This is a genomic window from Algoriphagus halophilus, assembly GCF_041729275.1.
Lineage (GTDB): Bacteria > Bacteroidota > Bacteroidia > Cytophagales > Cyclobacteriaceae > Algoriphagus > Algoriphagus halophilus_A.
On sequence record NZ_CP146486.1, the window covers coordinates 2,331,496 to 2,354,318 of the forward strand.

A 22,823-nucleotide genomic window follows, 5' to 3' on the forward strand; every position below is an offset into this window, starting at 1 on the left:
CGAAACTCAAATGCCTAAAATAGCCGCCTTCCCAAAAGCATTTATGCAGGCCCTTTGCAAAGACGGGTCCATGAAAATTTCCGAATGGATTGATCTTGCTGCTCCCCTGGACATTGATGGACTGGAGTGGTATGCAGGATTTTTGGAAATGGAAAACAAGAAAAACTGGCCTGTATTCAGGAGAATGGTAGAGGATAAAGGAATGGTCATTCCAATGATGTGCTGCTCTCCAGACTTTACACATCGAGACAAGGCTTTTCGGGAAAAAGAGATACAAAAGCAAAAGCGTTGGATAGAAATGACCGATGAATTGGGGGGCAAATATTGTCGGGTCCTTTCCGGTCAATATAGACCTGAATTATCAGTCGAGGAAGGAATCAAATTAGCTAAAGAATGTATCGAAAACTGTCTTCCTTATGCTCAATCATTAGGAATTACCTTGATTATAGAAAACCATTACAAAGATGATTTTTGGGAGTACCCTGAGTTTGCACAAAAAAGAGAGATTTTCACAAAACTGGTGAATAGCATTCATCATCCCTATTTTGGTGTAAACTACGACCCCAGCAATACTTATTTAGCGGGGAAGACCCTTTGGACTTATTGTATGATGTTTCAGAAAGAGTAGTCACCATGCATGCCAGTGATCGGTATCTGAAATATGGTACTATAGAAGATCTGAGAAAAGAAGAAGGAGGAGCGCAAGGCTATGCCAAAAGACTAAGTCATGGAGAAATCGGACAAGGAATGAATGATTACGATGCCATTTTTTCTGAATTAAAAAGAGTGGGCTTTGACTCCTGGATCAGCATTGAAGATGGGGTTGAAGGGATGGATCAGCTCGAACGAAGTGTAGGGTTTTTGAAGAAAAAATAGCTCAGTATTGGCATCAATGATATGCGAAAAGAGAAATACGGAATACGTTATTTTCGTAACCTTTGAGGTGTCATTTTGAAGGAGGTACGACTGAGAAATCTCCTCCATGGTTTAAATTAATCTAATAAAAATAAAGTCTTTTGAAAGCCTATAACTATACTTCCGTTCCCTCACAATGCTTTCTTGGTGAAGGCCCCTATTGGCATCATGACCGACAAAGCTTTTTCTGGGTTGATATTGAAAACGGGAAACTCTTTGAACATAAAATTAGCTCTGGAAAAACAAATTCAATTTCATTTCCTCATCGTCTAGCTGTTGTTTTGGAGGGGAATGACGGCAATTTTATATTAGGATTGGACCGGAAACTAGCACACTACAACCTGGAAACGAAAGAATTGACTTGGCTTTTGGAGGTTGAACCAGAAGAAAGTCTTCATCGATTCAATGATGGAAAAGTAGACCCTAAAGGCAGGATTTGGATAGGAACTTTAAGCACCAAATTCACTAAAGGTGCAGGTTCACTTTATTGTATAGATCAAGAATTAATACCTCAAAAGAAACTTCCCAATCTGACCATTTCCAATGGAATGGCATGGACAAAAGACTCCAAGACTTTTTATTTTATTGATTCTCCAACCCAACAAATTCAGGAATTTGATTTTAACATAGACACTGGGGCAATTGAATTTAAAAGAATAGCAGTGGAAGTACCTCAAGAAATCGGAACGCCAGACGGTATGTGTATCGATCAGGAAGGAATGCTCTGGGTTGCTCATTATGGTGGTTCGGGAGTCTTTCGATGGAATCCAAACTCTGGAGAATTAGTAGATAAAATAAAACTTCCGGTTCCTCATGTGACTTCCTGTTGTTTCGGAGGAAAAGACCTAGACTATTTATTGATTACTACAGCCCAAGAAAATCTAACCCAAGATCAATTAAAAGAGTATCCTCAAAGTGGCGATGCATTTTTGGTGAAGACAGATACAAAAGGCTTTTTGCCAAATCATGCACAACTCAAATAAATTGGAAATCCATCGGCTTATGAGTGGTAAACAGAAAAGTTTTTAGAAAATTGAAAAAACATAAAATAGTCTTGGGGATATTTTATTCATTTCAACCGTTTGAAATAGCACTTTTTTAATATTTGTATTGAACATCAGCTTGGTGGGTAGAGTTGAATGACAGGCTCTCTTTGTTTGAATGAAGAGTTAAATGTGTATTTTGATTGCTGATTTAAAGGGCGCTGACTCTTTTTTCAAAATACCCAAACCACCGAACCCAAAATAATCCAATGAGAAAGCCCCAGCTCTCCTTTTCCCAAATCATCAACATGAATGTTGGCTTTTTTGGGATTCAATACAGTTTTGGTTTACAACAGAGTGCAGTCAACCCCATCTATGATATGTTGGGAGCTGCACCAGATGAAATCCCGATCTTAAATCTCGCTGGCCCTATGACCGGCTTGTTAATTCAACCTATAATTGGAGCTCTCAGTGACAGTACCTGGAGTCCTCGGTTTGGGAGGAGAAAACCATTTTTCTTCATCGGGGCATTGATGTGTAGTATCTGTCTTTTCTTCTACCCATTCAGTAGCTCTCTTTGGATGGCTGCTGGTCTGCTTTGGGTTTTGGATGCCGCTAATAATACAGCAATGGAGCCTTATCGGGCTTTAATTGCAGATGTGCTACCCGATGAACAATACAGCAAAGGTTTTCTAACTCAAAGTTTCTTCACAGGACTGGGTATTACACTTGCTAATATCTCTTTATTCGTATTCCAAAAATACATTCCAGGAATTGCAGGTTCATTACCTGTTTGGGTATATGCTTCTTTCTTCTTAGGGACGATTTGCTCCATTGGATCAGTAATTTGGAGTATTTCCAAAACTCCAGAATATCCACCTTCAGAAAAAGAATTGGAGATACTAAATGAAAGGAATAAAGGCATGCCACATCCTGCCATCCAATTTTTCCTATCTATTCTCACCACCCTATTTGCCTATTTAGTCTTATTCATTCTAGTTATCCCAGCTTTATTTGATCGAAAAATCATCAGAAGGACAATTCATTGGGCTGAAAATCACCCTACTTTAAAAGTAGTTTTTGCCCAAAACCTTGAAATTATCGAAGCATTGACACAAATGCCTTCCGTGATGTGGAAACTTGCTTTAGTCTACCTTTTCCAGTGGTATGCATTATTTTGTTATTGGCAAAACGCAGCAAAAAGTATTGCCCAATCTGTCTGGAACACTGCCCCTCTAGAAAACAAATCATTGTATGAGGAAGCCGTAGGTTGGACAGGACTTGTCAATGGATGGTACAATGTAGTTACTTTTCTCTCTGCCTTCTTTTTGGCAAGAATGGCCACGAAATTTGGCCCAAAGAAAGTACACTTAATTTGCCTGATCATGGCCGGAGTAGGATTACTTGCTTTTCCTCATATTGAAAACAAATACTTACTATTTGCCCCGATGACAGGATTTGGAATCGCATGGGCAAGTATGATGGGAGTCCCGTACCTTTTGGTTGTCAACGAAATTCCGAAAGAACGATATGGAGTATACATGGGAATCATCAATATGATGATTGTGATCCCGATGATTCTCCAAACCTTAAGTTTTGGATTTATTTCCAAGACATTATTAAACAACAATCCAGGGTCTGCAATCTCCTTTGCAGGAATTCTATTGCTCATAGGAGCTTTGGCTGTCCTTCGAATTAAAGAAAATAAAAATATTACTAATGGACCTACCCCTGGCCCTATTGGACACTAATATTTAATCACCCGATGAATATGATGGATCAACCTGCTTATTCTTTTGCTTTTGATATTTTATCAAAAAATGGTTTTTCGCAAAAAGAAAACTCCGCGTTTTTCTTTCGACTTTCCAATTCCATAGATACTATAAAAGATTTATATCATGAGATTTATGGCCGAACTCCCGGTGTGCAACAGGGTTTTGGTCAACTCATATTGTCCTTAGCCAAAGCAAACTCAGAAAGAGGGAAAGATTTGATAAAAAGGGATGCTGAAAAGGAAAAAAGAGGAGACTGGTTTCTCAGTAACGAGCTAGTGGGAATGAGTTTGTATGTAGACAGATTTGCTGGACAGTTGAAAAACATGAAATCAAAATTGGAATATTTTGAAGAGTTAGGGGTGAATTTCCTCCATCTCATGCCCTTGTTTGAAAGTCCCGTAGGTGAAAGTGATGGGGGTTATGCAGTATCAAATTTCCGAAAAGTAGATGAGAGGTATGGAACGCTAGAGGAACTGATTGCATTGAGAAAATCCATGCAAAAGAAAGGGATGTATTTAATGCTGGACATCGTATTAAACCATACTTCCCATCGACATGAGTGGGCCGAAAAGGCCAAAAAAGGAGATCCCGAATTCCAGAATTATTTCTACATGTATGACGACCTTTGGATCCCTAACCAGTACGATTCTTCCATGCCAGAAATATTTCCCGAAAGCTCTCCAGGTAATTTCACCTTCATACCGGAATGCAATAAATGGGTAATGACCGTTTTCCATAATTATCAATGGGATTTGAATTATATGAATCCCAATGTATTTCGTGCCATGTTGGAAAACATTCTGTTTTATGCCAATCTAGGTGTGGATGTGCTTCGAATCGATGCTCCTGCTTTTATTTGGAAGCAAACCGGAACCAGCTCCCAAAATTTACCTCAGGCTCATACGCTGCTCAGGCTGATCAAACAATGTGTTTCAGTCGCTACACCTGGGATGGCCCTTTTGGGGGAAGCGATCGTGGCACCAAAAGAAATCATCAACTATTTCGGGACGGGAGATTTTTTGGCCAAAGAATGCGATTTCGCATACAATGCCACTCAAATGGCGCTTCAATGGGACATGTTAGCATCAGGCGAAACCAAGGTCATGCTTGCTGCCCAACACGAAATCCTCAAAAAGCCAGAAGGTACCAGTTGGATTACATACACCCGCTGTCATGATGATATAGGATTAGGTTATGATGATTATATGATCGAACAGGCTGGTAAAAACCCATATGAACACCGACTGTTTTTGAAAAATTATTTCACAGGAATCCATCCACATAGTCCTTCAATAGGAGCATTGTTTTCTTCTAACCCCAAAACTGGAGATGCCAGAATCAGTGGTTCTTTAGCCTCCCTTTGTGGACTTGAAAAAGCCATAAATGAACAAAATAAATACAGCATCCAACGATCCATCCAAAAGATATTGATGATGCAGGCCCATTCATTTTTTATTGGAGGGCTTCCCATGCTTTTTTATGGAGACGAGGTAGGGTATACCAATGACTACAGCTATTTGGATGATCCTGGAAAAAGTTATGATAACCGATGGATGCACCGCCCTATTATAGATTGGGGAAAAAATGAAAAACGAAAAGACAAAGGAAGTGTTGAATATGAGATTTTTGAAGGGACACGGAAATTGATCTCACTCAGGAAAAAACTGAGTGTGATAGCTGACCATAAAAACTTAAGTTGGATTCCACCACATAACATCCATGTTGCAGGTTTTTTGCGCCAGTTTGGAGATAAAAAATTGTATGGGATTTTTAATTTCAGTGCTGAAACCTCCTTTTTAACTTGGTACGCCTTTAAAGAAACTAGACCAGTACCTGAAAAATTAATGGATCATTGGAGTGGACAGGAATTTGAAATTAGAATGGACCATGAATATCTGATTATGGAGCCTTATTCCTTTTACCTATTTGAGCCAATCAGTTAGTCGTTGGTTCTAAATCGGAGGATTTTTTAATTAAAACTCTATCCAATCAATTAAAAAAAGAAAAAGTAGCCCTGCTAGGAATCGAACCTAGATCTAGCGTTTAGGAAACGCTTGTTCTATCCGTTGAACTACAGGGCCATTTTATTTTAAAGACTTCAAATATTCTTTTCCAATACCAGATTTCAAATACTTTTCTCTATTTCTTGCTTCTATTCGAGTTGAAACTTTCTCAGAATACCATAATAACCAAGGTGTCCAAGCTTTTGTGGAGCTAGTCTTACCAGAATTATGCTCTTTTATCCTTCTTTCCAAGTCTTCTGTAAATCCAACATATATCCTACCGTCTTTCAAACTTTTTAAGGCATATACAAAAAAATGAGCCATATCTTATTAATTAGTGAACAGCCCCGCTAAGAATCCCTGCCTGCCGGCAGGCAGGTACAGGGCCATTTTATTTTAAAGACTTCAAATATTCTTTTCCAATACCAGATTTCAAATACTTTTCTCTATTTCTTGCTTCTATTCGAGTTGAAACTTTCTCAGAATACCATAATAACCAAGGTGTCCGAGCTTTTGTGGAGCTAGTCTTACCAGAATTATGCTCTTTAATCCTTCTTTCCAAGTCTTCTGTAAACCCAACATATATCCTACCGTCTTTCAAACTTTTTAAGGCATATACAAAAAAATGAGCCATATCTTATTAATTAGTGAACAGCCCCGCTAAGAATCCCTGCCTGCCGGCAGGCAGGTACAGGGCCAGAAAAGGTTACTTATTCGAAAAAAAGGATTTTGTCCCAAATTGGAAACCCTTTTTTATCTGGAATGGTTGATTAAGCCTATTTCCAGTCTTTTTCAAGCAAAATAGTGGAATTACTCCCAATTCGACTTGCAAGATAAAAGAAACGTCCACTTTCCGGCAAATATTCTTTAGCCAACTTATGGCTTTACAAGGATTTACACTATCTTTGCACTCCAAAATTAGGATGGACGGGTTCCATCCACTCACTAAATACAACAAATTTATGTCAGTAAAAATCAGATTAGCACGAAGAGGTAGAAAGAAAATGGCTATCTACGACGTGGTTGTAGCTGATGCAAGAGCTCCACGTGATGGACGCTTCATCGAAAAAATCGGGTCTTATAACCCAAACACAGATCCTGCTTCTATTAACATCAACAATGAGCGCGCTCTAAAATGGTTGTTGAATGGAGCTCAGCCTACCGATACTGTAAAGGCAATGCTTTCTTACAGAGGTATCATGCTGAAAAAACACCTTCAAATTGGTGTATTGAAAGGTGCAATCACTCAAGAACAAGCAGACGCGAAATTTGAAGCTTGGTTAAGCGAAAAAGACGCGAAAATCGCTGGTAAGACTGAAGGTATCAATAAAGCAAAAGCTGACGCACGTCAGAAGGCTTTGGATGCTGAAGCCGCTAAAAACCAAGCTAGATTGGACGCTATCAAAGCAAGAGAAGAAGAACAAAAAGCTCTTCTAGCTGCTGAGGCTGCAAACAATCCTGCTGCTGAAGAAGCAAGCGAAGAAGAAGCAACTGATGCTCCTGAGGCTTCCGCAGAAGGCGACGAAGCAAAAGCTTAATAAAAAAATCTCCCCATGAACAAGGAGCAATGCTTTCAATTAGGCTATGTAGCCAAAGTTCATGGACTTCGTGGAGAAGTGGTCGTGATGTTGGATACAGATAATCCAGAGGATTATGAAAATCTAGAACATCTCTTCCTTGAGCAAAAATCCCGGCTAGTGCCGTTTTTCCTGGAGCACTTTGTACTCCAACCCGGAAATAAAGCATTGGCAAAATTTGAGGATTATGATTCGCTCGATCAAGTAGAAGGATTAGTAGGTTCGGAAGTTTATCTTCCACTCACTGAACTTCCCGAACTGGAAGATGACCAATATTATTTTCACGAGTTGATCGGATTTGAGGTCTTTGATGAGACCAAAGGTTTGATAGGAACTGTCCAGGTTGTTTATGACCTGGAAACACAGGATCTCCTCGGGGTGACGCACCAGGGTAAGGAAGTTTTGATCCCCATTCAAGATGGAATTATCCAACAGGTGGATAAGGCAGCAAAAAAAGTTTTCTGTCAATTACCCGAAGGTTTACTTGAAATTTATCTGGAAGACTGACCCATGCACATTGATATAGTCACCGTGGTTCCGGGATTGTTGGATAGTCCCTTTTCCCATTCCATTCTGAAAAGAGCGGAAGACAAAGGACTAGCAAGCATCCGTGTGATCAATTTGAGAGATTATGCAATGGGCAAGCAAAAGCAAGTCGATGATTATGCTTTTGGAGGGGGAGCAGGGATGGTCATGATGATCGAGCCAATAGCCCGATGCATCGAAGCACTTCAACAAGAGCGTACCTATGATGAAATCATCTACATGACGCCTGATGGAGCTACTTTTGATCAACCCATGGCCAATGCACTTTCACTCAAAAAAAACCTTTTGATCCTTTGTGGTCATTATAAGGGAATAGATGAGCGGGTGAGAGAAAAATTCATTACCAAAGAAATCAGCATTGGAGACTTCGTATTGTCCGGAGGAGAATTGGCCGCAGCGGTAGTTGCTGATGCAGTCATTCGATTGATTCCGGGAGTATTGAATGACGAAACTTCTGCTTTGACAGATTCTTTCCAAGACGGCTTACTGGCGCCACCAGTATATACAAGGCCTGCAGATTATGAAGGAATGAAAGTCCCTGATGTCCTGCTGTCAGGCCATGAAGCCAAGATAAATGAATGGAGATTTGAAGCGTCGGTTCGTAGGACCCAAGAAAGAAGACCTGATCTGCTCAGCGGACAGGAATAAGGGAACTTCGATACAGCATCGAACGAAAAGTAATTAAATAAGCCACAGAGATGGCAAAAAGCGAAAGCATAAAAAGATAAAGCTATGAGCGAACTAATTAAAATAGTAGAGGCGGAATACAGCGAGGTTAGAGCTAAGTTCCCTACTTTCAAAGCTGGTGATACCATCAACGTACACGTACGTATCAAAGAAGGTAACAAAGAGCGTGTTCAGCAGTTCCAAGGAACTGTGATCCAGCGTAAAAACCCAAATACCAATGGCGAAACTTTCACAGTAAGAAAGATCTCTAACGGTATTGGTGTTGAGCGTATTTTCCCTATCATCTCTCCAGCAATCGAGCAAATCGATCTATTGAGACAAGGTAGAGTGAGAAGAGCTCGTCTATTCTACTTGAGAGGACGTCAGGGTAAAGCTGCACGTATCAAGGAGAAAATCAGAGTGAAACACTAAGAGCAATTGCTCTTTCAATAAAAAAGGAACCTAGTACTAGGTTCCTTTTTTATTGCTCAAACCTCTGAGATTTTCTAAACCTCGAAGGATTTTATTTTAGCCTCAAACTATTTAAGTTAAAACTACTTCTCCTATTTGCAGGCACCATTTTTTAAAGAAAACTTCCATTGTCTTCGCTTTTTAAACCTGAAAAAATGACGTTGACCCAATCTTGAATAGTCTAAAATAAACGCCTTTCCTTGACATTTAATCAAATTTAAGGTTTCAAATATTTTATAGTAATAGAGCCCATCCTGTTATGGATAAAATGACCGCAAGAAAAATCTCTTTCGAATAACTTTGGTAATAAATACCAAGAACAGTTCGTTTTAAATACAATCAAGTACTTTTTGCATCAAAACTGAATTTAACTCGTTTTAAGAATTAAACCATTGACAATCTGACCGATACTATCTAGTTTCACTAAAACTTTTTACCACATGAATACTTTAAACACCCTAGATCCAGCAAAAGGATTGGCACATGTGGCCATCCGTGTCTTTCAGGTCTTATCGGTCTTAATCCTTTGCCTATCGGTGTATTTGATTTATTTATCCTATCTGGATTTATTGCCTGAATGGGAAGTGTCCAACCATTACTCAGGACATGATGATAATTGGTCCAGCAATTCAAACACTTGGCAAATGCTCGTCTTAGCTGTCCCTGGCATCATTGCCATTGCCTTTTTCTTTCTTTTGGGATACTTGGGAAAGGTTATCCAAAAAGAATAGAACTGATTTTTTTGCACAGACAAAATATCTCATGCTTTTCCCAACACTTCCATTCCAAACAAGATTATCCGCAGCCCCTTTACGTAAAGGCATACATTTCCTTATCTTTGCAGCCTGAATGAATGAAAAATCCCTGAAACCCAGTTTCAGAAAGCATAATTAGCAAAGCATGAGTAAAGAAGTTCGCGTAAGATTTGCCCCATCCCCTACCGGCCCCTTACATATTGGTGGTGTACGTACTGCCCTTTACAATTACCTTTTTGCCCGAAAAATGGGAGGAAAGTTTTTGTTGAGAATTGAGGATACAGACCAAATGAGATTTGTTCCCGGCGCTGAAAAATACATTCAGGAATCATTGGCTTGGTTAGGAATATCTGCTGACGAAAGCCCATGGAAACCTGGAGACTGCGGACCTTATAGACAATCAGAAAGAAAAGCTGATTACATGCAATATGCGTTGGATCTAGTGGAAGCTGGTCATGCTTATTATGCTTTTGATACGTCTGAGGAGTTGGAAGCTATGCGTGAGCGTCTAACCGCTGCTCGGGTAGTTCAACCCCAATACAACAGCATTACCAGAACCCAAATGAAAAACTCTTTGACACTTCCTGCAGAAGAAGTAAAAGAGCGTTTGGCCTCTGGAGAACCCTATGTCATCCGTGTCAAAATCCCAAGAAAAGAAGAGGTAAGATTAAACGACATGATCCGTGGTTGGGTGATGGTCCATTCCAGCACCTTGGACGACAAAGTCTTGATGAAGTCTGACGGAATGCCTACCTACCATTTAGCAAATATCGTGGATGATCATCTAATGGGGATTACCCATGTCATCAGAGGAGAAGAATGGTTGCCTTCGGCTCCATTACACGTGTTGTTGTATAAGTTCTTTGGCTGGGAAGATACCATGCCTCGATTCGCTCACTTACCGCTTTTATTAAAGCCTAATGGAAACGGAAAACTTTCCAAGCGAGATGGAGATAAGCTTGGTTTCCCTGTTTTTCCTCTCAATTGGGAGAATCAAGAAACAGGAGAGACTGCTGCCGGATTTAGAGAGCAAGGATACTTACCTGATGCATTTGTAAATTTCTTAGCATTCCTAGGGTGGAACCCAGGTGATGATCGAGAGTTATTTTCTTTAGAAGAATTAGTAGATGCATTTTCTGTTGAAAGAATTGGCAAATCAGGAACCAAGTTTGATATAGAAAAAGCCAAATGGTACAATGAACAATACCTGAGAAGCAAAACCGATCAGGAACTTGCCAATTACATCATTGAAGATGCCTCCAAAGAAGGAATTGAATTAAAACAAGAAGTGGCAGAACAAGCAGCCGGATTAACCAAAGGCAGAGTTACCTTCCCTCAAGACCTTTGGAATGAAAGCAAGTTTTTATTTGTGCCGTTAACTTCATTCGATGAGGGAGTAGCTGCTAAGAAATGGAATGGAGATGCTGTAAAAGTATTGACCCACTATTCAGAAGCAATTACCAATTATGAAGGAACTTTTGACGCAGAAACGGCCAAAACCATGTTGGGCGCCTCCGCAGAAATAGAAGGCATTAAGCTAGGGAAAGTAATGCAAGCAGTACGACTTGCAGTAACTGGATCGGGAGCTGGACCGGATTTGATGGAAGTTTTTGCTATTTTAGGTGCTCAAGAAGTGTCCAACCGCATTCAATTTGCGTTAAATACACTTCCAGTAATTGCCTAAACTATAAGATGATGGCCAAAAAAAGAAGAAAGATACCGATCCAAAAGTGCATGAAGATTTGAAAGGATTCAAAATGGATATCAATTCATTTGGAGAAATTTCATCCAGTTTTTCCATTGATAAAATCAATGAATTCCTAAATAAGAATGTAGAAGATAAGAAGCTGAAAGACAGAGATGATCTGGATACCAGTGAGGATGAAAAAGAATGAAATTTCGGTAATAAATTTTAACATAACTAAAAGCTCCTATTTGGAGCTTTTTTGTTTTATTTAGAAAACAAAATTGTCAAAATGCTTCGAAATCAACTTTTTTTGTCTTTTAGACCAATTATATTTTCTATCCTTTTTTTACTTGCTCCCCTTTGTCTTTTCGGACAAAATCTCAACTTCTCAGGTAGGGTTACCGATAAATCGACCGGACAAGCCTTGAAAGACATTCATATTTTTGTCCCCAATTCTACCTTCCAAACTTTTTCAGATTCCCTAGGCCGATTTACTATTCCAAATATGCCTGCTGGAAGATGGGAAATTGCATTGATAGGTGAGGATTATGAGGAAATTCAACAAGTCATAGAGCTAAAGAAAACACAGGTCTCCAACTTTGGCTTTTCGCTTTTACCTACCAAAACAAAAGCTCCTCCAGTCTTAAAATTAACAGAGAAAAAGAGAGAGAAATTAGTAGAAGATTTTACCTCTAATTTTTTATCAACCAGCAAGTATCAGAATCAGATACGCCTTCTAAACCCGGAAGGATTGGTATTTTTGAAGAGGATAATTCAAAAGAGCTGATGGTCGACACCAATGGATATCTGATCTTCATCAATGATCAAACGGGCTTCCTTTTCACCATATATTTTAACCAACCTCAATCTCTTGAAAACCCCATTTCTACAGATCATCTCCAACTTGCCTTTTTAGATTTAATCAATGAAGTACCTGAATTAATTGAAGCAAGAAATTTAGAGCGGGAAAAGATTTTCTTGAATTCCCCTGCTTTCACCTTGAGGCAAATGCTGACTGGGGAAATCAGTACTTCTAACGAACCTGAAGGAATTCAGGTAGCCTTTGGTAAATATCCGGGAGAATATCTTTTAACCTTTCCTAAGCCTTTTATTATCCAAGGAAAAGGATCGATTAGTTATTCTGATGACCAGCTTGCCCTAAGGTCTGAAGGAGCCGTGGTTTTTGAAGATCAGCTGATGCTAGAGGGAGGCTTTTCAGAGATCCATCCCTTAGATCAATTGCCAAGAAATTTCAATGGCGAAAAAACCCTTCAATTGGCCAACATTGAAAAGAATGCCCAAGTCATGCAAGAAAAAGTGTTTTTGCAGACGGATCGAAGTTATTACCTAAAAGGGGAGACATTATTTTTCAAAGCCAATATGATTTATGCCAACCCATTATTGGGACCAGAATTGAGCAAAGTACTCCACATAGAAATTTTAGATACAACAGGCTACCAGGAAATCCATGAAATCTTCAAGATTAACCAGGGTAAAGCATTCGGTTCAATAGAATTGCCTATAGGGCTGAATCAGCAAAATTATTTGATAAGGGCCTATACCTCATGGAGCCTTAATTATGGTAATCATCAAGGAACAATACTTCCTATTCAAATTCTAGATCCCAGCTTAAGACCATTGAACTCAACTCCCGAAACATTGGCAAAAAAAGTAAGTATCTTTTCAGACAAGCAAGTATATCAGGCAGGAGAACTAGTCAACTTAAATGTCATGGTTCGAGATGATCAGGGAAGACCCATTGCTTCTGATCTAGCGATCAGGGTATTGGATTTAAGTCAAAGTAATCCTGTAAACTCTTCAAAAACCATTGAGGGAAGTTTTGAGCTCTCTCCTGTTCCAATTGACACGGACTTCACCAAATACCAATATCCTATAGAAAGTAGATTTACTGTAAAAGGAGAAATCCAGGACACTGATAAGAACCCCATAGAAGGGAACGTAACTGCCTTAATCAATGGATTGGGAAACATAGAAAAGTATAAAGTTGGGAAGGATGGAGAATTTGAAATCCCTCAGCTCTCCTTTGAAGGTGACTTTGAAATTGCAGTACAAGGTACTTCGAAAGAAGGTCTTCCAATAAGGGAAATATCATTGGAAGTAGAAGATTATCACCTAGAGGGCCCTCTCACTAATTTTAATTTCCCAAAACTGACATCCAATAATGTCCCTCCTCTGACGGCACAGGAAATACAGGCTAACATGGAGCAGGGCGAGATTTTGTTGGATGAATTTGTGATTGATGAGGAGAAATCAGACCCAACAGGCCCCATGATTTATGGACAGCCTGATAGTTCTGTTGACCCAAGCAAATTACAGTTGAATGGCAGCACATCTCAATTCATTTATTTATTAGCAGGCCAGGTGGCTGGAATGAGCGTTACTGGAAATCCTCCATCCATCAGATTCAGAAACGGAGGAGAGCCTTTGGTGATGATTGATGGAGTACCTGTGAATCCTCCATCAGGATCCATGATCGGTGGGGGAGTCCTGCAGCACGTACAGCAACGGAAATTATTTCCGGAATCAATGTATTTGCTATTGAGCGAGTGGAAGTTATCAAAAGAACTGTCCCTATGTTAGGTGAAGCAGGAAGAAATGGCATTATTTCTATTTTCATGAAAACTGGAGAAGAACTTCAAAAGGCGAATGACGCCATCAGAAATAATTTTACTCCTTTCAAACTTCAAGGATTTCAAAAACAAAAATCTTTTCAAGAAGTGGTGGAGGAACAACAGCTCAATCCTTTGTTGAGGGGGTTGAAACCTACCTTGTATTGGAACCCAGAAGTAATCACCAATACAGAAGAACTATCCCAAGCAATTCAATTTAAAAGTTCAGAATCAGCTGCGCCAATGTGGGTGGAAATCAAAGGAATTACAGCAGATGGACAACCGGTGGAAGGTAAATTCGTCATTAATCAACAATAGCTTACTTTTAATGTTTAAACCCCAACTATAAACAAAGAACATGAAGTTCATTTTAACAACCCTTTTCATATTCCTTGGAATTCACTTTTTGGTTCTTGCCCAATCAGGCACAGTCACTGGAGTCGTCACTGATGCGGAAACAGGTGAAACCTTGCCATTTTGTAATGTATTTATCAATAATACGACCATCGCTACAGTCACTGACATGGATGGAAAATACGTACTTTCCAATCTGGAACCAGGTCCTTTGGAAATTGGGTTCTCATTTATCGGCTATGTAGCTGAAACAAAAAAATCACACTTAATCCAGGGGGTACCTCCACAGTCAACTTAACCATGCAACCCTTTGCTCAGGAATTGAGCGATGTGGAAATCAAAGCCTCTAGAGACAAAAGTTGGGAAAGAGACCTTAGAAAATTTGAAAATCTATTTTTAGGGAATGACGAGATTGCCAGTAAGTCAACTATTGAAAACCCTTGGGTGATCGATTTCCCAGAAAGCGAGGAGAAAAACACGTTCCAAGCTACTGCTGGGATTCCTTTAGAAATCACCAATAATTATTTAGGCTATAAAATCAGCTTTGATTTAAAAGAATTTTTTGACTCCCCTACCAACTATAGAATTGCTGGAGCTGCCAGATTCGAAGAAATGGTTCCAGAAACAGAGGATCAACGTAGTACTTGGGAAAACAACCGAGCGGAGGTCTATAGAAAGTCTCCTATGAATATGTTTCGAGCGATGATCACTGGTGATCAAGAAAAAGAAGGTTTCTTCCTTTACGGAGATAAACCAGGTGGATCTCCATCCATGAATATGCGCTCAGATATTTTCGCAAACGAATTGGGTAAGTCAGTAGTGCCTTACAAACCAGAAAATTTGGTCACACCTGCTCCAAATAAAGAGGGTGAGTATTTGATCAATTTGAAAGGAAGAATAGAGATTCATTACCAAAAAGGATATTCTCAAGTCAACACCTATAAAGACGCTCCTTATCCTGTTTCTTGGTTAGAAGTCTATAAAAACACGGTCCGTGTCAAGGAGAACGGAATGGTCTTAAACCCTCAGGATTTGGTATTCTCAGGAGATATGGATCGGAAAAGAATTTCTACTCTACTCCCTTTGGATTATGATGCAGAGAAAGCCATCCAGCTTCAAGACTTAGAAAAAACAGCTGCAAATTATCAGGAGAAAGTATTTGTCCATAAAGACAAACCCTACTACTACGCAGGAGATGAACTTTATTTAAAGGCCTATTTTAAATATGGGAATCCGTACTTACGGGATGAACTTAGCAAGGTATTGTATGTAGAAGTGATTAATCAAAATAGAGACTTGATTATTGAAAAGAAACTTCCAATAAGAGATGGGATCGCTGTTGGAAATTTTTCACTTCCAGACACGCTTTCTCAGGAAAATTATTTCTTAAGAGCCTATACCAATTGGCAAAAAAATTATGGCCCTAACCACTATTTTGTGGAACCTGTCAGCATACTAACTCCTTACCAAAGAGTGGTAGAATTTGAATTCAGAGAATTTCGAGAGCCTACTGGAATCGCGGTAACGGCTGATAAGGAAGATTATGGAAAAAAAGAAAAAGTCACTTTGACAATCAAAACGCTTTCTGAAAAACAGATGCCTCTTTCTTCCAATATTTCTGTGGCTGTAGTAGATCAAACACAGGTTTTACCTATTGAGGAAACAAGTAATATCAGTAATGACTTCCAACTTGAATCCATTCCATCCAGTATGGGATTGGACCGTTTTACTTATCCGGTAGAAAAATCTCTTTCCTTGGAGGGCTTTGTAACCGATGATAAAGGCAAACCCACTTCTGCCTTGATTACGGCCTTTGTCAACGATTTTGAGGGAATGGTGGACCTAGAATCCAATAGAGATGGAGAATTTACGATGGAAGAAATGGAGTTTTACGGCCCCTTAAAACTTGCATTTAAAGCCACGGACAAAAAAGGAAATACAGCAGGAACCGTAAAATTAATTGATGATTTAAAGGCACCAGTAGCACTTCCAGCGAATGCATATTTCCCAAAAAAGGAAACCGTATCCACTTCTATCAGACCTGAACCACCGTTATTAGAAGAACAAGAAGAGGCTCCAGAGGAAGAAGAAACAAAAGAAAAAACTGAGAAAAAAGCCCTCTATGGCACTCCAAACTATATTGTACCCGGAGAAAAATTAATGGCCACTGGCAATACCGTTGACTTAGTCAATAGTTTGGCAGGAAATGTTCCAAGTATGCGAGTAACCTTAGCGGGAGCCTCTGGCCAGCAACAAATCAGGTTGAGAGGTGGCGCTGTTTCTGCAAATGGAAATCTAGAGCCATTAGTGATGGTGAATGGAACAATACTGGCCCAAACTGGGGCAACCACGGCCGCAGACAATTTAAGGAGTATTAATGTTCAGGATATTGACCGAGTGGAAGTGGTAACCAGAACGGTATCTATGCTGGGTGACCAAGGTAGAAATGGTGTAATTGCTGTTTATCTGAAGGAATATGATCCAAATGCAGAAAATCCATTGATGTCTGGAGAAGGCCTGAATACTTATACTGTTGAAGGTTATACCACTTATAAGCCTATTTATGTAATGGATTATTCCCAGGAAAACGATCCCGACCTGATTGACAAAAGACAAACTTTATACTGGAATCCTTATTTAGTTACGGATGATAATGGAACTGTAACAATTTCCTTTTACACCAATGAAAATGGAGGTCCAATGAGTGTATATGTAAAAGGTCTGGGAGTAAATGGACAGGGATTATCCGGTTCTTTTACGATCAATTCCAAATAATTACGAGTGCTAGTTGGATTTCTTTAATTTTGAGCATGAACCGAATTATTTTGGCATTGGTCCTTGTGATCAGTTCCTTTTCTCTACAAGCACAGACAAGTATTGGAATCAAAGGAGGATATACCACCTCCTCCTTTTCTTACATCCCTGCCTTGAATATCAGAAGCATTTCCGTTGACGGACTCTCTGCTCCTACTTTTGCATTTGTATTCGAACATTTCAATGCAAAAAATGCAGGAATAGAATTGAATATTCAATATCTGTCTACTGGTTACAACCAGAGCATTACAGATACAGAAGGGGCTATTTTGACCAATGAAACTCAGCTTGATTACCTGAAAATACCCATGATGGCGAGCTTCTTTGTGGGGAGATCCGGAAGATTTCAAATCAAATTCGGGCCACATCTTGGTTACTTATTGAGTGCAAATGATATCCAGAGGGATATTGTAGATAGCACCCCTCCTGAAATCCCTACTTATGGAGGAGCCGAGGACAATCCGAAAAAATTAATGTACGGTCTTAGCGCCGGAGCAGGTATTTCTAAACTTTTTGGTAAAAGTACCATAGCAGGTGAGGTTCGATTTGGTTATGATTTTACCAATCCAGAATCCCAAGAAAGGATCTTTGATTTAAATTTCACCACTTTGGAATTCACTCTTGCTTACCTTTTTCAAATCAAGGATGCTAAGGTGAAAGTGACACCAAAATAATTCAGCAGATAAGAATTGGCTGAAACTTTTTATTTTTTTAAACCCATTGTCATATATCCCGAATAATATCCGACTAACCTATGTAAATGAATCGCCAGCAACTTGACCATATTCTCCAAACCTACCACAGGGATGCTTACATCTGGGCAAGGCAGTGCTGTTCATTTGATGACGAATTAGCCAAGGATGTTCTTCAACAGGTTTATTTGAAAATCTTAGAAGGAAAAGCAAAGCTGAAAAATATTGATAAGGCAAAGACATGGCTTTTCTCCATTATTCGATATACCTCCATAGACCAATTAAGAGCCTCCGGCAAATTAGTGACTTTGGAAGAGTCCTATGAAGTACCAGATGTACAGGAGGAAATCGATCATACGGATTACCAAGGGTTAATCAAGAAATTACCCAAAATGCAACAGGAGGTACTACTGATGGTATTTTATCATCAGATGACGATAGAACAAAGTGCCGAAGTTTTACAAATCGGACTAGGAACCGCAAGAACACATTACGATCGCGGGAAAAAGAAACTCAAGGAAATCATTACAAAAACCCAAACACAGGAGCACTATGGAAGATAACGCAGAACTGAAAAGGTTTTTGAAAATATGAAGGAGCAGGATCAACAATTGGAAATCCCTCCTTACCCAAGCTATAAAACAAGAAAAATTAATTTCTGGATACCGGCGGGGATTGCAGCCTCCTTGGCATTGTTAGGCTTGATTATGAACGAGCCTCAACCAATTCCTGAAGCACCAAAAGAAGTTTTAATTATCACACTTCAGGAAGATGAAAACAATGAACAAGAATTTGTCATTGAAGAAACTACCTATTTGGATGTTTGGGAATCTCCCACTGCCTCTTTACTTTCTGACTACTAAACCAATTTATATTATGAAATACCTACTCATCCTCTTTTTATCCTAAGCGCAGGAATGGCCCAGGGGCAGGTAGCCACCTCAGTTTATTCCAATCAGGATATTTTCCAAAGGAACTTGTATTCTGCAGACCGAATCATGGGAATGCGAGAAGAATTGAAGCTAACAGATGCTCAGGTCGCCAATATCAAAAAAGCATACAGCAAAAATGCAGGAGAATTCAGCACCCTTAAATGGGACTTAGATGCAGCCACTTTAAAATTGAAAAACTTACTGGATCAACCGAAAATCGATCAAGTGGAAGTCCAAAAGCAGATGGATGCTGTGCTGAAATTGGAAAACCAGTTGAAGAAATTGCAATTGGACAACCTGGTCTCCATTAAAAATGAGTTGACTGAGGAGCAGCAAGAAAGCCTTCAATCTTCCCCTGAATTATTCTTTGGGAGAGTTTCTGGTGTCCAGTCGATGACGGGAGGACAAGCCATTCAATTCGGCCAAAATGGTCTTTCCCAGACAAAAGTGATTGGATATCCCGCAGCCACTAGTATTAAGGGTGGAGGCGCAGTAAGCCCAAGTGTATCAGTTCATGTGGCAGGAAGTGCCAAAGATGGAAATGAACCAATGTATTTTCTGGATACAAAAAACGGCATGAAGCCCATCAAAGAAATTAAGGATATCGAACCGAATAACATTGAAAGTATCTCTGTGTTAAAAGGCGATGCAGCTATTGAAAAGTTTGGAGAAAAAGCTAAAAATGGTGCTATCGTTATCAAACTTAAAAACGAGCCTAAATAATATTTGGTTGATTTATAATTTAAAAAAGGAACCCAAAATGGGTTCCTTTTTTTATGGGAGAGATTTGATTAATCCAAAAACTTCCAACTGGCTTTATGATCCCTCTTCAAAGGATTCCCAGTCACTTTCGCCCTCAAAATTTCAATTGGCATGGCGTTCTGACTTAAAATCAAATCATGAAATTCCTTTTCACCCATTTTACCGAATTGACCACTTCGTCTCTCATAGAGTAAATTTCCAACGCCCCAATCATGTAGGCAATTTGATAAAGCGGACCATATCTTCCTTCAAAAGATCTTCTGACTTCCGCTTCGGCATTAGCTCTTTCGTGTCCTACTTTATCTACCAACAAGTCAATACATTCTTGTGGAGTCATTTCTTCCAGATGATAGCTCAAGGAGAAGATAATTCTGGCACATCTATGCATTCTCCAAAATAGCATCCCAATTTTATCTTTCGCATCTCTTGGAAAACCTCTGTCCCAAAGAACAAACTCCCAGTACAAAGCCCATCCTTCTGTCCAAAATGGAGTTCTGAACATCCGTCTATGTGTCATGTTTCTTTGGTTCATAAACTGCTGAAGATGGTGTCCAGGAATCAATTCATGTTGTACTGTGGCTCTGGAAAAATGAGGATTATTCCCTCTCATGCTCATCATTTTATCTTCATGGCTCATCTCTGAGGTAGGATAAGAAATCTGAATGGTCTCACCTCCCAGGAAGAATGGACTTACTCGCTGTCTCTCCGCAGAAATCATGGTGGTTCTCCAAGTTTCTTTTGCCATTGGAGGTACAGTTACCAAATCATTTTTTTCTACATATTCGGTAGCTTCTTCTGCTAGTCGAATCACCTCTGCAGGCCATTCTCCTGCTGGCAAATACGTCTCTTTGACCATCTCCAGGGCAGCTTTCCAATCATTTCCAAATCCCAATTCATTGGATGCTTTCAGCATTTCTGCCTCACACCATTCAAATTGCTTTTCTGCTTCTTCGATTAATTCTTCCGGGCTATAAGCAATCATTTCGAAAGCCAACTGATTCAACAATGCCTCGCGCCCAATAGGTTTCCCGATAATCCCACTCCCATCATCCTTCACAGAATTGGTAAAATGCCCACGTAATGCTTTGGCATAAGCCTTCATGCTTTCATCCAGTTTTTTCCAAGGTTCAGGCATCCACCAAGTAAACATTGGATCATAATCATAATAGTAGGAATAAGCTTCTCCAACTACTCTATTCAATCGTTCAACCGCTTCTGCAGCCAAATCTGCTTTTTGCCAACTGGTATATTTTGGCATACTAGGAAGTGCTGCTAATTGATCATCTACTTTTTTGGCTACCTCATTCCACGTAGCTGCCAAGGCTTGGGAATCCGGAGTTTTCGCTCTTCTCCTTCCTACCGCAAACTCTTCAAGCGGCGCTCCAAATGCCACCACGGAAGAAATTTCTTCAAAGGCTCTTCGCTCCAGATCTAATTCAGCCAATTCCTTTTCCAAAAAATTTCTGAACAAGACGTAATCAATCTTGCCGTCTTCAGATAGGCTATTGTAATTCAACTTATTTAAGTCATTTAGGTAGTTGGTGTTGAATTCTTCAATTCGATCAAAGTATTCAATAGACAAGTTATTTGTGTATAACCTCCTCAAAGCACCCCAGTCAGCCTGGTAAGTTTCAATGGTCTGAACTAGTTCTGTGGCAGATATACTATTCAAAACCATACTCAATAATACGAGTAGTAGTGTTTTCTTCATTTGGTTGATGGTTAGGTTAATTCCTTAAATTAATTCATTTGATCCGAAACTCGGGGAATATTTGATAAGCGTCATTTTTTCAGTTTTTAGGAAAAAATTTTTCATGTATGATTAAGCCAAAACTGTAGAACTCTAGATGACATGAATTAAAATGAAGCAGACCAACAAGTATACTACCTCCTGATTATGAATGGATTGGCGCTTTAAAAGCGAAATAGATACCCACCCAAATCGCTGAAAGTATTAGAACTACGTGTGGAGTCAGAATCCTTCTTTTTAAGATAGGTTTCCCATCCATCCGAATCAGACAATCCAATTTTTACTTCCACTAATTTTTCTTCAGAAAAAGAGTTCATCCCACGCATTTCGTCTACCAAACCCACATAACTATTATCCGATAGACGATATATTTTTGCCCAACCTTGATCCGCAGACAATTCCAAACCGAGATTCTGAGTCATGAAATTTTCCATTGGAAGCATGTCTTTATAGTAGAGCCAGGTGATGCTTGCATAAAAATTATATTCAGCCCCTAAAGAAGTTGCCAAGGGTTTCCTACCTTTCAATTCTGGAATGAATTTTTCATTTTCAGGATGCATTCTGAACATTTCAAATTCCAATAAATAGCCTTCCGGATCCACCGCCACAAACCCATCATGTGCACCATCTGGCTTAACTTTCAAGGTGTATTTGATCGTTACTTTTTCCTTTTGTAAGTGACTATACCATGCTTCCAAATTATCAGTCAATAAAGCTAGGGCAACGGATTTTGCTTCATTTCCTGAATACCCACTTCCCTCAACACTTTTGATAACAAGTCTGGAGTCCCCAGCAATCTGAAAAGTAACGGATTTCTCTTCCTCAGAAAGTATTTTCAACCCCAGCGTCTCGCTGTAAAATTTCTTTGCTTCAGGTAAATCCTTATAAAACCAAATTAATTCTTGACCAGTAATCCCAAAGTCTCCTAGTTCTTTAAAATCTGAATTCTGAGCCAGCAAATTGTTAATATTCGATTCAGGATACCCAAGCATTCTTCCGAAAGACCTTGAAACATCTTCCTTTTTTGACCTGAGTATTCCTTTGAAGCTTCTAATTCATTTGCTCTTTTTTCAGCATTTGATAAGCTTCTAAGGATTCTCCTTTATACAGAATTAATACCTCTTTTCCCTGGACCACTGAGGAATCAAACAGACTAGTCCCAATCAGATTAGGCTCTCGAAAAACTGAAATTTCATATTTCTCAGCAATTTTAGTTGCTTCCGGCATAAATAAATCCATTTCAGAAGGACTTAAAGGTTGACTCAAAGCAATAGGTTTCACACCAGCTTGGACCATTTCAGCAAACACTTCAAAAGCCCCTGATTCCTTTTTAAATTCTACCTTTTGGCAAGAGTATAGAATCATAATTAGAGAGATCAAAATCAAGGGAGGAAGATGATTTTTCCTAAAGTTCATAAGGGTAGATTCTTTGATTTAATAATCGAGTTTAGGAATAAGTTTCCAAAAAGGAGCAACCACACAGGGAAATCCTGCATCTATTATCAAAGAAC

The 22,823-nt window shown here is 39.4% G+C and carries 24 protein-coding genes, 1 tRNA gene and 1 pseudogene; 20 read left to right on the top strand and 6 right to left on the bottom strand.

What is annotated here, in order from left to right; genetic code table 11:
* Nucleotides 1-10 precede the first annotated feature (10 nt).
* The 4 genes and pseudogenes from V8V91_RS12495 to V8V91_RS12510 all read left to right on the top strand — a co-directional run bounded on the left by V8V91_RS12495 (nt 11) and on the right by V8V91_RS12510 (nt 5,616).
* Nucleotides 11-896, top strand: a pseudogene (locus V8V91_RS12495) (sugar phosphate isomerase/epimerase family protein).
* 120 nt (nt 897-1,016) lie between these two features.
* Complete coding sequence (locus V8V91_RS12500; protein WP_373400357.1) at nt 1,017-1,898, top strand: SMP-30/gluconolactonase/LRE family protein; 882 nt, start codon at nt 1,017-1,019, stop codon at nt 1,896-1,898.
* Nucleotides 1,899-2,167: 269 nt separating this feature from the next.
* Nucleotides 2,168-3,649: an MFS transporter gene (locus V8V91_RS12505; RefSeq protein WP_373400358.1), complete on the top strand. Its 1,482-nt coding sequence runs from the start codon at nt 2,168-2,170 to the stop codon at nt 3,647-3,649.
* Nucleotides 3,650-3,669: 20 nt separating this feature from the next.
* Nucleotides 3,670-5,616, top strand: coding sequence for an alpha-amylase family glycosyl hydrolase (locus V8V91_RS12510; RefSeq protein WP_373400359.1), 1,947 nt, complete (start codon nt 3,670-3,672; stop codon nt 5,614-5,616).
* A 66-nt stretch (nt 5,617-5,682) separates the two neighbouring features.
* Here the strand turns inward: V8V91_RS12510 and V8V91_RS12515 are convergent.
* From V8V91_RS12515 to V8V91_RS12525, 3 genes are all read right to left on the bottom strand, one after another.
* Nucleotides 5,683-5,754, bottom strand: a tRNA-Arg gene (locus V8V91_RS12515).
* 3 nt (nt 5,755-5,757) lie between these two features.
* On the bottom strand, nt 5,758-6,000 hold the full coding sequence (locus V8V91_RS12520) for a GIY-YIG nuclease family protein (RefSeq protein ID WP_373400360.1): 243 nt from the start codon (nt 5,998-6,000) through the stop codon (nt 5,758-5,760).
* Between the two features lie 67 nt (nt 6,001-6,067).
* Nucleotides 6,068-6,310 (bottom strand): GIY-YIG nuclease family protein, encoded by a 243-nt coding sequence (locus V8V91_RS12525; RefSeq protein WP_373400361.1) that lies wholly within the window; start codon nt 6,308-6,310, stop codon nt 6,068-6,070.
* Between the two features lie 328 nt (nt 6,311-6,638).
* Between V8V91_RS12525 and V8V91_RS12530 the strand changes: the two genes are divergently transcribed.
* The 16 genes from V8V91_RS12530 to V8V91_RS12605 all read left to right on the top strand — a co-directional run bounded on the left by V8V91_RS12530 (nt 6,639) and on the right by V8V91_RS12605 (nt 19,523).
* On the top strand, nt 6,639-7,214 hold the full coding sequence (locus tag V8V91_RS12530) for a 30S ribosomal protein S16 (protein ID WP_373400363.1): 576 nt from the start codon (nt 6,639-6,641) through the stop codon (nt 7,212-7,214).
* Nucleotides 7,215-7,229: 15 nt separating this feature from the next.
* Nucleotides 7,230-7,760 carry a ribosome maturation factor RimM gene (gene rimM / locus V8V91_RS12535; protein WP_074225413.1) on the top strand — a complete coding sequence of 177 codons (531 nt, stop codon included), beginning with the start codon at nt 7,230-7,232 and terminating at the stop codon, nt 7,758-7,760.
* 3 nt (nt 7,761-7,763) lie between these two features.
* Nucleotides 7,764-8,447, top strand: coding sequence for a tRNA (guanosine(37)-N1)-methyltransferase TrmD (gene trmD / locus V8V91_RS12540; RefSeq protein WP_373400365.1), 684 nt, complete (start codon nt 7,764-7,766; stop codon nt 8,445-8,447).
* A gap of 84 nt (nt 8,448-8,531) precedes the next feature.
* Nucleotides 8,532-8,897, top strand: coding sequence for a 50S ribosomal protein L19 (gene rplS / locus V8V91_RS12545; protein ID WP_008198488.1), 366 nt, complete (start codon nt 8,532-8,534; stop codon nt 8,895-8,897).
* Nucleotides 8,898-9,376: 479 nt separating this feature from the next.
* Nucleotides 9,377-9,667: a hypothetical protein gene (locus V8V91_RS12550; RefSeq protein ID WP_373400366.1), complete on the top strand. Its 291-nt coding sequence runs from the start codon at nt 9,377-9,379 to the stop codon at nt 9,665-9,667.
* 169 nt (nt 9,668-9,836) lie between these two features.
* The gene (gene gltX / locus V8V91_RS12555) at nt 9,837-11,375 is read left to right on the top strand and encodes a glutamate--tRNA ligase (protein ID WP_373400368.1); all 1,539 of its coding nucleotides are present in this window, start codon (nt 9,837-9,839) and stop codon (nt 11,373-11,375) included.
* Between the two features lie 58 nt (nt 11,376-11,433).
* Nucleotides 11,434-11,586 (top strand): hypothetical protein, encoded by a 153-nt coding sequence (locus V8V91_RS12560; RefSeq protein WP_373400879.1) that lies wholly within the window; start codon nt 11,434-11,436, stop codon nt 11,584-11,586.
* An 81-nt stretch (nt 11,587-11,667) separates the two neighbouring features.
* Complete coding sequence (locus V8V91_RS12565) at nt 11,668-12,165, top strand: carboxypeptidase-like regulatory domain-containing protein (protein WP_373400369.1); 498 nt, start codon at nt 11,668-11,670, stop codon at nt 12,163-12,165.
* A complete protein-coding gene (locus V8V91_RS12570; protein WP_373400371.1) occupies nt 12,165-13,979 on the top strand; it encodes a hypothetical protein in 1,815 nt (604 codons plus the stop codon). Before V8V91_RS12565 ends, V8V91_RS12570 begins: the two co-directional genes overlap by 1 nt.
* Nucleotides 13,946-14,326: a hypothetical protein gene (locus tag V8V91_RS12575; protein WP_373400372.1), complete on the top strand. Its 381-nt coding sequence runs from the start codon at nt 13,946-13,948 to the stop codon at nt 14,324-14,326. The genes V8V91_RS12570 and V8V91_RS12575 overlap by 34 nt, the downstream gene beginning before the upstream one ends.
* 40 nt (nt 14,327-14,366) lie before the next feature.
* On the top strand, nt 14,367-14,660 hold the full coding sequence (locus V8V91_RS12580) for a carboxypeptidase-like regulatory domain-containing protein (RefSeq protein WP_373400373.1): 294 nt from the start codon (nt 14,367-14,369) through the stop codon (nt 14,658-14,660).
* Between the two features lie 2 nt (nt 14,661-14,662).
* On the top strand, nt 14,663-17,137 hold the full coding sequence (locus V8V91_RS12585) for a TonB-dependent receptor (RefSeq protein ID WP_373400375.1): 2,475 nt from the start codon (nt 14,663-14,665) through the stop codon (nt 17,135-17,137).
* A 35-nt stretch (nt 17,138-17,172) separates the two neighbouring features.
* Nucleotides 17,173-17,850, top strand: coding sequence for an outer membrane beta-barrel protein (locus V8V91_RS12590; RefSeq protein WP_373400376.1), 678 nt, complete (start codon nt 17,173-17,175; stop codon nt 17,848-17,850).
* Nucleotides 17,851-17,936: 86 nt separating this feature from the next.
* Nucleotides 17,937-18,431, top strand: a complete 495-nt coding sequence (locus V8V91_RS12595) for an RNA polymerase sigma factor (protein ID WP_373400378.1) — start codon at nt 17,937-17,939, stop codon at nt 18,429-18,431.
* 27 nt (nt 18,432-18,458) lie between these two features.
* Nucleotides 18,459-18,731, top strand: coding sequence for a hypothetical protein (locus V8V91_RS12600; RefSeq protein ID WP_373400379.1), 273 nt, complete (start codon nt 18,459-18,461; stop codon nt 18,729-18,731).
* A gap of 54 nt (nt 18,732-18,785) precedes the next feature.
* Entirely contained in the window at nt 18,786-19,523 is a 738-nt protein-coding gene (locus V8V91_RS12605; RefSeq protein WP_373400381.1) for a hypothetical protein, read from the top strand.
* A 169-nt stretch (nt 19,524-19,692) separates the two neighbouring features.
* On the opposite strand, the gene V8V91_RS12610 is transcribed toward V8V91_RS12605, so the two are convergent.
* The 3 genes from V8V91_RS12610 to V8V91_RS12620 form a co-directional block, all read right to left on the bottom strand.
* Nucleotides 19,693-21,273 carry a DUF885 family protein gene (locus V8V91_RS12610; protein ID WP_373400382.1) on the bottom strand — a complete coding sequence of 527 codons (1,581 nt, stop codon included), beginning with the start codon at nt 21,271-21,273 and terminating at the stop codon, nt 19,693-19,695.
* Between the two features lie 203 nt (nt 21,274-21,476).
* Nucleotides 21,477-22,304: a VOC family protein gene (locus V8V91_RS12615; RefSeq protein WP_373400383.1), complete on the bottom strand. Its 828-nt coding sequence runs from the start codon at nt 22,302-22,304 to the stop codon at nt 21,477-21,479.
* 58 nt (nt 22,305-22,362) lie between these two features.
* Entirely contained in the window at nt 22,363-22,728 is a 366-nt protein-coding gene (locus V8V91_RS12620) for a hypothetical protein (protein ID WP_373400384.1), read from the bottom strand.
* Nucleotides 22,729-22,823 lie beyond the last annotated feature (95 nt).

Excerpts from the sequence above, each read along its gene's own strand:
- V8V91_RS12505 (WP_373400358.1), top strand. The coding sequence starts at position 2,168 with ATGAGAAAGCCCCAGCTCTCCTTTTCCCAAATCATCAACATGAATGTT.
- V8V91_RS12510 (WP_373400359.1), top strand. The coding sequence starts at position 3,670 with ATGATGGATCAACCTGCTTATTCTTTTGCTTTTGATATTTTATCAAAA.
- V8V91_RS12520 (WP_373400360.1), bottom strand. The coding sequence starts at position 6,000 with ATGGCTCATTTTTTTGTATATGCCTTAAAAAGTTTGAAAGACGGTAGG.
- V8V91_RS12525 (WP_373400361.1), bottom strand. The coding sequence starts at position 6,310 with ATGGCTCATTTTTTTGTATATGCCTTAAAAAGTTTGAAAGACGGTAGG.
- V8V91_RS12530 (WP_373400363.1), top strand. The coding sequence starts at position 6,639 with ATGTCAGTAAAAATCAGATTAGCACGAAGAGGTAGAAAGAAAATGGCT.
- rimM (WP_074225413.1), top strand. The coding sequence starts at position 7,230 with ATGAACAAGGAGCAATGCTTTCAATTAGGCTATGTAGCCAAAGTTCAT.
- trmD (WP_373400365.1), top strand. The coding sequence starts at position 7,764 with ATGCACATTGATATAGTCACCGTGGTTCCGGGATTGTTGGATAGTCCC.
- rplS (WP_008198488.1), top strand. The coding sequence starts at position 8,532 with ATGAGCGAACTAATTAAAATAGTAGAGGCGGAATACAGCGAGGTTAGA.
- V8V91_RS12550 (WP_373400366.1), top strand. The coding sequence starts at position 9,377 with ATGAATACTTTAAACACCCTAGATCCAGCAAAAGGATTGGCACATGTG.
- gltX (WP_373400368.1), top strand. The coding sequence starts at position 9,837 with ATGAGTAAAGAAGTTCGCGTAAGATTTGCCCCATCCCCTACCGGCCCC.
- V8V91_RS12565 (WP_373400369.1), top strand. The coding sequence starts at position 11,668 with ATGCTTCGAAATCAACTTTTTTTGTCTTTTAGACCAATTATATTTTCT.
- V8V91_RS12570 (WP_373400371.1), top strand. The coding sequence starts at position 12,165 with ATGGTCGACACCAATGGATATCTGATCTTCATCAATGATCAAACGGGC.
- V8V91_RS12580 (WP_373400373.1), top strand. The coding sequence starts at position 14,367 with ATGAAGTTCATTTTAACAACCCTTTTCATATTCCTTGGAATTCACTTT.
- V8V91_RS12585 (WP_373400375.1), top strand. The coding sequence starts at position 14,663 with ATGCAACCCTTTGCTCAGGAATTGAGCGATGTGGAAATCAAAGCCTCT.
- V8V91_RS12590 (WP_373400376.1), top strand. The coding sequence starts at position 17,173 with ATGAACCGAATTATTTTGGCATTGGTCCTTGTGATCAGTTCCTTTTCT.
- V8V91_RS12595 (WP_373400378.1), top strand. The coding sequence starts at position 17,937 with ATGAATCGCCAGCAACTTGACCATATTCTCCAAACCTACCACAGGGAT.
- V8V91_RS12600 (WP_373400379.1), top strand. The coding sequence starts at position 18,459 with ATGAAGGAGCAGGATCAACAATTGGAAATCCCTCCTTACCCAAGCTAT.
- V8V91_RS12605 (WP_373400381.1), top strand. The coding sequence starts at position 18,786 with ATGGCCCAGGGGCAGGTAGCCACCTCAGTTTATTCCAATCAGGATATT.
- V8V91_RS12610 (WP_373400382.1), bottom strand. The coding sequence starts at position 21,273 with ATGAAGAAAACACTACTACTCGTATTATTGAGTATGGTTTTGAATAGT.
- V8V91_RS12615 (WP_373400383.1), bottom strand. The coding sequence starts at position 22,304 with ATGCTTGGGTATCCTGAATCGAATATTAACAATTTGCTGGCTCAGAAT.
- V8V91_RS12620 (WP_373400384.1), bottom strand. The coding sequence starts at position 22,728 with ATGAACTTTAGGAAAAATCATCTTCCTCCCTTGATTTTGATCTCTCTA.